Consider the following 9711-nt stretch of genomic DNA (forward strand, 5'->3'; position numbering starts at 1 on the left):
CGCGATAAAATCAGCGACGACAGATGATATGGTTGATGACTGACGTAATACTATTACAGGTGGTGAACATTATCCGGAGAGAATCCTGTCTGCAACCCCTGGCTTTGTTCATATTTTTCTTGACTAATGACATTCGCATTATCACTAATAGAAAAAGCTTTAAAATCATTCTTGTGACTCATATACTTTCCTTAAATTAAATAATGTGACTTTATAATCAACATTTTGAATTATTGTAGAAATAGTCTCCTGCAATTCAGGCTAATCAAAGTCTAGTTCAGGAAAAATATAATACTATGTTCTTATTACTTATAAGGTTAATCGTTTTTGTATCATTGGCAGTAATAAGTAGTTCAACATTTTTGAGTCGCTTTCCAATTTACAAGAAATGGAGATTAAGAAAATGTCTCGATGGTGTGTAAATATATACATTTGTCGCTGGTACATCTTGAAACCCCATGCAAGAATATCGATGTTACTCTGAAATTTCACCGCACAAATACGACACATTATCCTCTCTATTTCAGTTTTCAGAATAAAAATAAAGCCGGGCTAACCGGCTTTTATTTCCTTATCTATTCCGTTGCTTGATAGAATAGATTTATGGAATGACTATAATACTAGGATCTGTTAACGAACATTCGATGTTTGATACTAGAGCGACAGCAATAATATTTACTGTCGAATTTCTTGATTTATCAAACAAAGAAACCTTTATCACCTCAGTAGAGAGTTTTTCCCCTTCCACTCCATCATTTAACGTAATTATCCTACCATTGTGTTTCAGAGGAAGTTCATTTAACAGAATGCTAGCACTCTTTGAGATATCAACGTTATCAGACTTAATAATACCTTTTTGTTCAGCTTTCTGTATTACTTGTTGAACATTCCAACCGTTAATATCTGCACAACCATCAGATCTTGTTCCCGCCACAGCGTTAGCAGTAAAAAGCATCGCAGTTAATATCAATATTAATCTTTTCATTCGACAACCAAATCCGTATCGTGCGAGAGCAATATCTCACGTCGTATATCTCTATTAAGAATTATACAACCTTCTGATGAATGTTGGGGATCTTTTCTGCTAGCACCGTGAATTCTAAAAGCACTACGGCCATGCATATCATTACAACTACATGGGTCAAGGATAATAGTCATGGGGCCTTTTGAGTTATTTTCACCGGTTATTTTATAATAACCTCTAGGTATAGGACCTAAGTTTTTTATACCTTCTGATGCAGGATTATTCTTATGTATACCCTGACCACTCCAACCGTGGCCAATAAGCTTTGTATCGTGATAAATTTCACCACTGTACTGTTGATAAATCCATGTCATAGTGCGTACTTCTACTTGAATATTAATAACAAAGTTTCATTTCTACAAATCAAGTGAAACTCATATAGTTCATCAATTAGACAATAGCATATCTGGATAGTTCTTATACATTACTAAAATAACTGCATTTATTCTCCATACCTTCCTGTAACTTTTTTTGCCTCCGGTTCCAAACTGAATCTTCTGGCATCTAGACACAAGTATCTGGTATTGAAGATTTTCATTTCCACACTCTGCGGTATATGTGGGCAAGCTGGTTGATACAATCCAGAGTCACTTTCAGCATTACACAAGAAATGGGGGAGTTGGGAAAGTGCCTCTATGATACACAGATATACGCATTTGTTGCCAGTACATCTTGCCATGCTAAGAATATTGACACTATTCTGCAATTTCATTGCACAAATACGGCACATTACTCTTTCTCTGTTTTCAGAGTAAAAAATAAAGCCGGTTACCCGGCTTTAATTACTTGGCTGCTCCGGCCATTCAATATCAGGAGCTTGCAGAATATCGACACGGCTCAATAATACAAAATACTTTTTCCAAGCCATTAATGCTACTTTCTCTTCTTCTGTTGCCATTTCAATATCAACAGTGTGTTGCAGTAATGTAGCTATTTCATTTGCATGTTGACGCAATATATCTCGCTGTTTCTCTGCTTGTTCAATCTGACTGGCTTTTACTGCGGCTTCATCAGTGACCCACTCTTTTCCGGTCCACTTATCAAAATGAGTAGCAGGTTTCTCGAATGTTAGCGTATCTGATAATTCACCGATTTCTGTTATCTTAATCGGCAAATGAGTTTGCGTGCTGTAAGCTATTTTCCCCCGATAATCGGGTACAATTTCCCAATATTTACCATCTTCACTACGACAGACTGCTTTGTTATCAAAATCTGGAAGTTCTGGCGCATCAGTATAGGAACTAGCTGGTAGCCCTACTCCTTCCATTAAATATTCCGGGCGAGTAAAAATAAACTCACGGGAATACGGTGCTGCATGATAAATTGTCAGCCAACCGGCTTTTTCTGCTAACCCATCTTTACCTAATACTGCTACCTCAGGTTCTAAAGAATTTTTTTGTTCAGCTCTTATGCCGCATGCTGCTCTCACTACGTAATTAAATGCTATGTTACGGGGACGGGTGACACCAACATAATTCATGACTACATCCGCATCAAGCATCTTCCACGATATTCCTCCACCCACTACTGCCGCATCGGTATATAATTGTGCTATATTTATAGGATCATCCCATCCATATTTTGCACTTCCTCGTGATGTATTGGCAAGCGTCGCTACAGAAGTCAAAATATCACCGTTAATCAGCGATCCTTTTTGCCAAGACACAATTCCACGACCACTATCAATACCTCGACTATCATCCCAACCACGAATAAACTCGCCTCTTAAATCGGGTAATCTGCCATCAGGATAAGCTTCTGCTAACTCTGGGTACTGTAATTTATTGAAAAATGCACCATTACAAGTGAGATAACCGACAGGTGGATAAGGCAACGGCCAAGGAATTGGAACACCAACAGGAATATTATTAACTTCTTTATTTTGCCTATCTATTTCTGCTCTCGAATACGCTCCCACATCCGTTGCATTTAAATTGATATCCTCAGTCAACACTTTACCATTCACTTTTCGACTATTAGGCACCCTGCCATTAATATTTTCATACAGTGAGTTTACTATTTCTTGAGCCAATTTTTGCGTCACTGCCAATGTATCACTGTCACCGCTCTCATTAGTCAGTTGAACAACTCCTTTTTGTGTTAATGAAGCACTGGGAATATCTGTTGTAATTTTTTGTTCTATCGCCCTATTTAATTGAGCGGTAAGTTTGGCTACATTTCCATCATCCAGAACATCATTGCCAGATTGTGTCGCGATAAAATCAGCCACAACAGATGATATGGTTGATGCTTGGCGTAATACCTTATTTAACAAGTGAGTGGGAACATCGCCTGATGGAAATCCTGTCTGCAAGCCCTGATTTTCTTCATATTTTTCTTGACTAATTACATTTGCATTATTACTAATAGAAAAAGCCTTAAAATCATTCTTTTGACTCATATACTTTCCTTAAATTAAATCATGTTATTTTATAATCAATATCTTAAATTATTGTAAAAATAATCCTCCTGCAATTCACTCCAATTAAAGTCTAGTCCAGAAAAAGAATGTAGTTCAACATTTTGAACTCGAAAATATACTCCCCAAATTTATATTTAACATCTGGGAATTATTTTTCTCTTATTCTTTCTATATCGTCCTGTAACTCTTTCTACTTTAAATTCCAGACTGAATCTTCTGGCATCTAGACACAAATATCTAAGGATATTGATACTATTCTGCAATTTCATAGCATCAATACGATACATTACCCTTTTTCTATTTTCAGAATAAAAAAAATAAAGCCGGACTAACCGACTTTATTCTTACTTCAAATTGCTTCGGCCACTAGAATTATGCTGCCCTTACAACGTAGTTAAATGCAATGTTACGGGGTCTATTTTCATGTGCTGTTCTCGCAACATTTGAATTATCAAAATAGATTACATACCCGGTACCTGCAACTTGCTGATAAACGATTGTACGAGCCGGTCCTTCCGAAAACACGCCGCTCGTGCTGTCATGCGGTCGCGTCATCATGCCGATGTTATTACCGCCTTCAAGTGCCCCACCTAATTTCTGCATTGTATCTGTTTGCCACGTACCGCACATGCGACCGGGATCAACACCACGGCCATCATCCCATCCCCGGATAAATTCGCCTCTTAAATCAGGTAATCTACCGTCAGGATAAGCTTCCGCCAACTTCGGATACTGTAATTTATTGAAAAATGCACCATTACAAGTGAGATAGCCAACAGGTGGATAAGGCAACGGCCACGGAATAGGAGAACCAGCAGGAATTTCACTGGCAGCTTTAATCCGGTTATCTATCTCTTCACGGGTATAAGTATACTCACGTAATAAATTTATTTCTTCCTTAACAAATTTTTGCGTCACTGCCAATGTATCACTATTGCCAATCACATTTGTCAGCTGAACAACTCCTTTTTGTGTTAATGAAGCACTAGGGATGTCTGTTGTAATTTTTTGTTCTATCGCTTTATTTAATTGAGCGGTGAGTTTGGCTACATTTCCATCATCAAGAATATCATTGCCAGATTGTGTCGCGATAAAATCAGCGACGACAGATGATATGGTTGATGACTGACGTAATACCTTATTTAACAAGTGAGTGGGAACATTATCTGGAGAAAACCCTGTCTGCAACCCCTGGCTTTGCTCATATTTTTCTTGACTAATTACATTTGCATTATCACTAATAGAAAAAGCCTTAAAATCATTCTTTTGACTCATATACTTTCCTTAAATTAAATCATGTTATTTTATAATCAACACCTTAAATTATTGTAAAAATAACCCCCTATAATTCAGGCTAATAAAAGTCTAGTTCAGGAAAAATATAATACTGTGTTCTTATTACTTATAAGGTTAACCGTTTTTGTATCATTAGCAGTAATAAACAGTTCAATATTTTGGAGTCGAAAATATCCCACCAATTTATATTTAATATCTGAAAATTATTTTTCTCTTATTCCTGTCATCTCATAGAAAAGTTTCGCAAGTAATTAGCGTAAGAAACTACGGAAACGGGGTATTGGACCGAAAGGTTGAATTTTTCGAAATGACAACAAGCATCTAATTCTGAGTGCCTCTTTTGTGAATTACTCTGATGACTTTATGTGAGGGTCTTAGCCTATCGTAATCCTAACTGGTTTCCCTAGCCAGTACACCTCAAAATCTAAAAAGATAAAGCCGGACTAACCGACGTTATTTACTAACCACACCTTTCCTCCTTTTTATATATTTCTGATAACCAATTATCAATGATATTTGAAGCTTCAATTAGTGTAATTGGATGTCCGTTATCACCTTTTCGGCCTCTGATTGTTACATTGATCATGTTTCACACCCATAAAAAGTAGGTATAACACCCACAAATATATTGATAATAGAATTAATGTATAGGTATTATACTCATACATTAACCAAACGGAGGATTTATGGGTAGTGCAGAGCTAATAAAACTCCTAATAGCTGACGGATGAGTTAAGGCCAGACAAGACGGTAGCCATATCACTCTAACTAAACCCGGTGTTGCAAAAATAATCACAATACCACCCCCAAGAAAAGACTCATTAAAAGGTGTTATCCGGCAGGCACAAAATATTTCAGGGCTGAACACAGTTATGCCGCCCTTTCTCTGCAAAGCTCATGATCAAATTAAGAGGTAATACTATGATTTATCCACTCTTTATATTTAAAACAGAAGATGGGTTTGACGGTTACTTCCCCGATGTTGAAAGCTGTTTCTTTGCTGGTAATACTTTAGAAGATGCTATTCGGGATGCTGAAAAAGCGTTCGCGCAGCACATGGAAGTTTTAATCGAACACGGCGGCTATGTCCCCGCCCCTAAAAACTCTTCTGATTACATCGGTGATCCTCGCTTGTCTGAAGATGGAGGGGTTATTGCCCTCATCGAGTTAGATCCAGCGAAATATGAGTCAAAAGCCATAAAGTTCAATTTAACTATGCCTGGCAATCTATTAACTGCCATAGATCGCTACATTGAAAAAAACGGACACTACAAAAACCGCTCTGCTTTTCTAGCTGAGTTAGCCAGAAAAGAAATAGCTCACCAGTGACAGATTTAGTTTTCAGGATAAAAAAATAAAGCCGGCTAACCGGCTTTGTTATTACCTCAGTTTATCCAGCCATTCAATATCGGAAGCTTGTAAAATATCTGTTCTGCTCAGCAATACCCGATATTTTTTCCATTCAAGCAAAACGGCTTCTTATATTTTTGGCTTTTAAAGAGTATTTTTATTCGGCGATTATGTTGCTCTCACTATGTAATTAAATGCAATATTGCGGGGACGGGTTTCGTGACCGCCGGTATTGTTAGCAATTGATGTAACAGTTGCGTCGCCTGTAACATCCCTACCGAGCGGGTATTGGTATCCATCTACAGGTCCTTGATAATTAGAAAGGTATTTTCTTCTCTCATTCCCTTGAGAAAGTTGTATTCTTTTTGTGTTGTCAGTCTGTGCGCTTAAAATAATACGACCACTATCAACACCTCGGCTATCATCCCAACCACGAATAAATTCTCCGCGCAGGTCAGGTAATTTTCCTGTAGGATACGCTGCCGCTAATTGCGGGTAAGCTGTTTTATCGAACTCTGCTCCATTACATTGCAGCCACCCCGCTGGCGGTATAACTGTAGGCCAGGGAATAGGAGCTCCCACAGGAATATTATTAACTGCATTGATTAGATTATTAACTTCTGCCTTGGTATATGCACCTATATCCTCAGCCTCTAGACTAATGTCAGCAGACAATGCTTTTCCATTCACCTTTCGGCTATTGGGCACTCTGTCATTAATATTTTCACGCAATGAATCTATTATTTCCTGGGCTAGCTTTTGAGTGACAACCAATGTATCACTATTGCCTACTACATCTGTAAGCTGAACAATACCTTTCTGTGTTAATGAAGCATTTGGAACTTCTGCTGTGATTTTTTGCTCTAATGCTCTGTTTAATTGGGCTGTGAGTTTAATTATATCACCATCATCCAGAATATCATCGCTAGATTGTGTAGCGATAAAATCAGCTACCACAGATGATATAATTGATGACTGGCGAAGAACTTTATTTAATAAATCGATTGAAATAGTATTAGGTGGAAATCCAGTCAGTAAACCCTTACTTTCTTCATATATTTCTTGACTAATTATATTCGCATTATTACTAATAGAAAAAGCCTTAAAATCATTCTTGTGACTCATGCACTTTCTCCTTAAATTAAACAATGTTATCTTATAATCAATATATTAAATTATTGTAAAAATAGCCTCCCTTGCCATTCACACTAATCAAAGTCTAGTCCATAAAAAGAGTATGGTTCAACATTTTTGAATCAAAAATATACCCTCCAAATTTATATTTAACATCTGGAAATTATTTTTATTTTATTCTTTCTATTTCATCATGTAACTTTTTCTATTTTAAATTCCAAACTGAATGTTCTGGCATTTGGAAAAAATATCTAAGCGGTAATGTTCAGGAATATCATAGGATTCCCCATCCTTATAGAAGACTCGCTTATCATTATTATCGATACACTTAAGTTGCTAGTTATCTGAAAATGTGTCGCTAAATGAAAGTGATGACACTGGAAGATTTCAATAATATGATGGAGCTACCAGGTTAACGCGGTTATCAACAAAGTAGAGCCAGAGTGAACAATGAATATTAAACCCATTAGAACAGAACAAGATTATCAAGAAGCATTAAAAACGGTTGCCTCTCTGTTTGATAATCAACCTAAAATCGGCACACCTGAATTCGCCCATATGGAAGTTATGGTTCTACTGATTGAAGCCTATGAAGCAGAACACTATCCTATCGACCCACCAGCTCCAATCGAAGCTATCAAATTCAGAATGGAACAATCTGGATTGACGGCCAAAGATTTAAAGCCTGCAATTGGTAAAACAAATCGAGATCACTGAAAAACCCCCAGAACATGAGACAGGCATAGAGTGTTTGTGATCCACCGATTGCAAACCAATTCAATGAGATCTCCTCTATGCCTGTTCGTAACGTATGTCAGAACTTTTCCCAGGGAAGGCTCAGGTTAAAAGAAAGAATTACTCTTCGATCCAACCTCCACTTCAATTTCCGCGTTTAAATAACTGGCGAGATTAGTAGCTGTAACTTTATAGTAGTAAATAAGGTTAGGAGGCGGTACAAGTATTTCACTTCTTCCGGGGTAGATCTCTATAGAACTATACAGAGTATAATCTCCGACTAAGGATGCCCAGTAGCCACTCACTTTAACTAGCGCTAAACTAACGTTTTTTATAGTTATATGAGGTTGATGAGCGGGGACTAATATACTGCCATTCTTATAAACATCAAGAGTCTGATTAGGGTTTATATATACTCGTGCCATTTTATTGTTTCCTTATTATTACGGTTATTTTACTGCTTATATAGCAGGTGACCTTATCGGTAAAATTTAAATTAGCATTTACTCCGAGTAGTTAAATATTGAACTTTATCAGTGACGTAAAAATAATAAGATAACCTCATGGTCATATCAGTATTAAATGATTAGTAGGAAGAATGTTTTCTGGAGCATATTAAATGCCAGCATTAAAATCAGACAGGTTAATTATGAGCTATACATTGGTATACTTTTGGAAATGAAATAATGATGAATGTCGTTTAAACGTTTAATTTTAAAGTAATAGATATGTTTTTAATTTCAAAACTTTTGGTTATTTATTACTATTAATTACATAGAATTGTTAATCATTTAAGATGTAAGAATGTTTCATTGTTAATTATTCAAATTAGACTATATTTGGAATGAATTGTCAGAGGTTTTCTACAGTAATGAATATATTACTTATAGAATAATATGATAGTTTCGAATAGTAAGTGCAACATAATTACCCTGCAAGTAAATAAGTTCGTATTCTTTTAAACAATTTATTGTGGGCTTTGCAATTACATGTTGTTATCCCGCTTCGCTCGGCTCGAACCTGCGACCCATTGATTAAAAGTCAACTGTTCTACCGACTGAGCTAACGACTTAGCTGAGGGATTTGTTTTTGAATGAAGTTTCAAGATGGTGGGTCGTGCAGGATGACTCGGCCTGTGGCCTCGCCCTTCGGGCCAGCGCTCTCGCACTGTTGTCTCGCTTCGCTCGGCTCGAACCTGCAACCCATTGATTAAAAGTCAACTGCTCTACCGACTGAGCTAACGACCCATCTAGGGAATTAGTTTTGAACGAAGCTTTAAGATGGTGGGTCGTGCAGGATGACTCGGCCTGTGGCCTCGCCCTTCGGGCCAGCGCTCTCGCGCTGTTGTCTCGCTTCGCTCGGCTCGAACCTGCGACCCATTGATTAAAAGTCAACTGCTCTACCGACTGAGCTAACGACTTATCTGAGGGATTTGTTTTTGAATGAAGTTTCAAGATGGTGGGTCGTGCAGGATGACTCGGCCTGTGGCCTCGCCCTTCGGGCCAGCGCTTACGCGCTGTTGTCTCGCTTCGCTCGGCTCGAACCTGCAACCCATTGATTAAAAGCCAACTGTTCTACCGACTGAGCTAACGACTTATCTGAGGGATTTGTTTTTGAATGAAGTTTCAAGATGGTGGGTCGTGCAGGATGACTCGGCCTGTGGCCTCGCCCTTCGGGCCAGCGCTTACGCGCTGTTGTCTCGCTTCGCTCGGCTCGAACCTGCAACCCATTGATTAAAAGCCAACTGTTC

Annotated in this window: 7 protein-coding genes, 1 tRNA gene, 3 other RNA genes and 3 pseudogenes; 2 read left to right on the forward strand and 12 right to left on the reverse strand. The window is 37.9% G+C overall.

Going from position 1 to position 9711, the window contains the following annotated elements; translation table 11 throughout:
• The 6 genes and pseudogenes from C6H66_RS16045 to C6H66_RS16065 form a co-directional block, all read right to left on the reverse strand.
• Positions 1 to 182, reverse strand: a pseudogene (locus C6H66_RS16045) (DNA-packaging protein); the annotation flags it as partial.
• 419 nt (positions 183 to 601) lie between these two features.
• A complete protein-coding gene (locus C6H66_RS16050; RefSeq protein WP_036812871.1) occupies positions 602 to 985 on the reverse strand; it encodes a hypothetical protein in 384 nt (127 codons plus the stop codon).
• Positions 982 to 1338 (reverse strand): tlde1 domain-containing protein, encoded by a 357-nt coding sequence (locus C6H66_RS16055; RefSeq protein ID WP_046396219.1) that lies wholly within the window; start codon positions 1336 to 1338, stop codon positions 982 to 984. The genes C6H66_RS16050 and C6H66_RS16055 overlap by 4 nt, the downstream gene beginning before the upstream one ends.
• Positions 1339 to 1802: 464 nt before the next feature.
• Complete coding sequence (locus C6H66_RS26860; RefSeq protein ID WP_422615618.1) at positions 1803 to 2525, reverse strand: tail fiber assembly protein; 723 nt, start codon at positions 2523 to 2525, stop codon at positions 1803 to 1805.
• A gap of 152 nt (positions 2526 to 2677) precedes the next feature.
• Positions 2678 to 3425 (reverse strand): annotated as a pseudogene (locus C6H66_RS16060) (tail fiber protein); the annotation flags it as partial.
• A gap of 393 nt (positions 3426 to 3818) precedes the next feature.
• Positions 3819 to 4721 carry a tail fiber protein gene (locus C6H66_RS16065; RefSeq protein WP_105396095.1) on the reverse strand — a complete coding sequence of 301 codons (903 nt, stop codon included), beginning with the start codon at positions 4719 to 4721 and terminating at the stop codon, positions 3819 to 3821.
• Between the two features lie 942 nt (positions 4722 to 5663).
• Between C6H66_RS16065 and C6H66_RS16075 the strand changes: the two genes are divergently transcribed.
• Entirely contained in the window at positions 5664 to 6071 is a 408-nt protein-coding gene (locus C6H66_RS16075) for a type II toxin-antitoxin system HicB family antitoxin (protein ID WP_036812864.1), read from the forward strand.
• 51 nt (positions 6072 to 6122) lie between these two features.
• On the opposite strand, the gene C6H66_RS27485 is transcribed toward C6H66_RS16075, so the two are convergent.
• Both C6H66_RS27485 and C6H66_RS16085 read right to left on the reverse strand, forming a co-directional pair.
• A complete protein-coding gene (locus C6H66_RS27485) occupies positions 6123 to 6212 on the reverse strand; it encodes a tail fiber assembly protein (protein ID WP_072165200.1) in 90 nt (29 codons plus the stop codon).
• A 48-nt stretch (positions 6213 to 6260) separates the two neighbouring features.
• The gene (locus C6H66_RS16085) at positions 6261 to 7217 is read right to left on the reverse strand and encodes a phage tail protein (protein ID WP_105396096.1); all 957 of its coding nucleotides are present in this window, start codon (positions 7215 to 7217) and stop codon (positions 6261 to 6263) included.
• 459 nt (positions 7218 to 7676) lie between these two features.
• Between C6H66_RS16085 and C6H66_RS16090 the strand changes: the two are divergent.
• A pseudogene (locus tag C6H66_RS16090) lies at positions 7677 to 7934 on the forward strand (helix-turn-helix domain-containing protein); the annotation flags it as partial.
• 1134 nt (positions 7935 to 9068) lie between these two features.
• Here C6H66_RS16090 and C6H66_RS26025 read toward each other — a convergent pair.
• From C6H66_RS26025 to C6H66_RS16115, 4 genes are all read right to left on the reverse strand, one after another.
• Positions 9069 to 9208, reverse strand: a tRNA-Lys gene (locus tag C6H66_RS26025).
• A gap of 34 nt (positions 9209 to 9242) precedes the next feature.
• A non-coding RNA gene (locus C6H66_RS26030) (RtT sRNA) lies at positions 9243 to 9375 on the reverse strand.
• Between the two features lie 42 nt (positions 9376 to 9417).
• Positions 9418 to 9547: non-coding RNA, RtT sRNA (locus C6H66_RS16110), on the reverse strand.
• A gap of 45 nt (positions 9548 to 9592) precedes the next feature.
• Positions 9593 to 9711, reverse strand: a non-coding RNA gene (locus tag C6H66_RS16115) — RtT sRNA; the annotation flags it as partial.

Origin of the sequence: Photorhabdus hindustanensis, from assembly GCF_002968995.1 — a bacterium.
GTDB classification, from domain to species: Bacteria; Pseudomonadota; Gammaproteobacteria; order Enterobacterales; family Enterobacteriaceae; genus Photorhabdus; species Photorhabdus akhurstii.

What these genes read in the sequence shown, in the direction of transcription:
- C6H66_RS16085 (WP_105396096.1), bottom strand. Translation starts at nt 7,217, where the DNA reads ATGAGTCACAAGAATGATTTTAAGGCTTTTTCTATTAGTAATAATGCG.
- C6H66_RS26860 (WP_422615618.1), bottom strand. Translation starts at nt 2,525, where the DNA reads ATGCTTGATGCGGATGTAGTCATGAATTATGTTGGTGTCACCCGTCCC.
- C6H66_RS16055 (WP_046396219.1), bottom strand. Translation starts at nt 1,338, where the DNA reads ATGACATGGATTTATCAACAGTACAGTGGTGAAATTTATCACGATACA.
- C6H66_RS16075 (WP_036812864.1), top strand. Translation starts at nt 5,664, where the DNA reads ATGATTTATCCACTCTTTATATTTAAAACAGAAGATGGGTTTGACGGT.
- C6H66_RS16050 (WP_036812871.1), bottom strand. Translation starts at nt 985, where the DNA reads ATGAAAAGATTAATATTGATATTAACTGCGATGCTTTTTACTGCTAAC.
- C6H66_RS16065 (WP_105396095.1), bottom strand. Translation starts at nt 4,721, where the DNA reads ATGAGTCAAAAGAATGATTTTAAGGCTTTTTCTATTAGTGATAATGCA.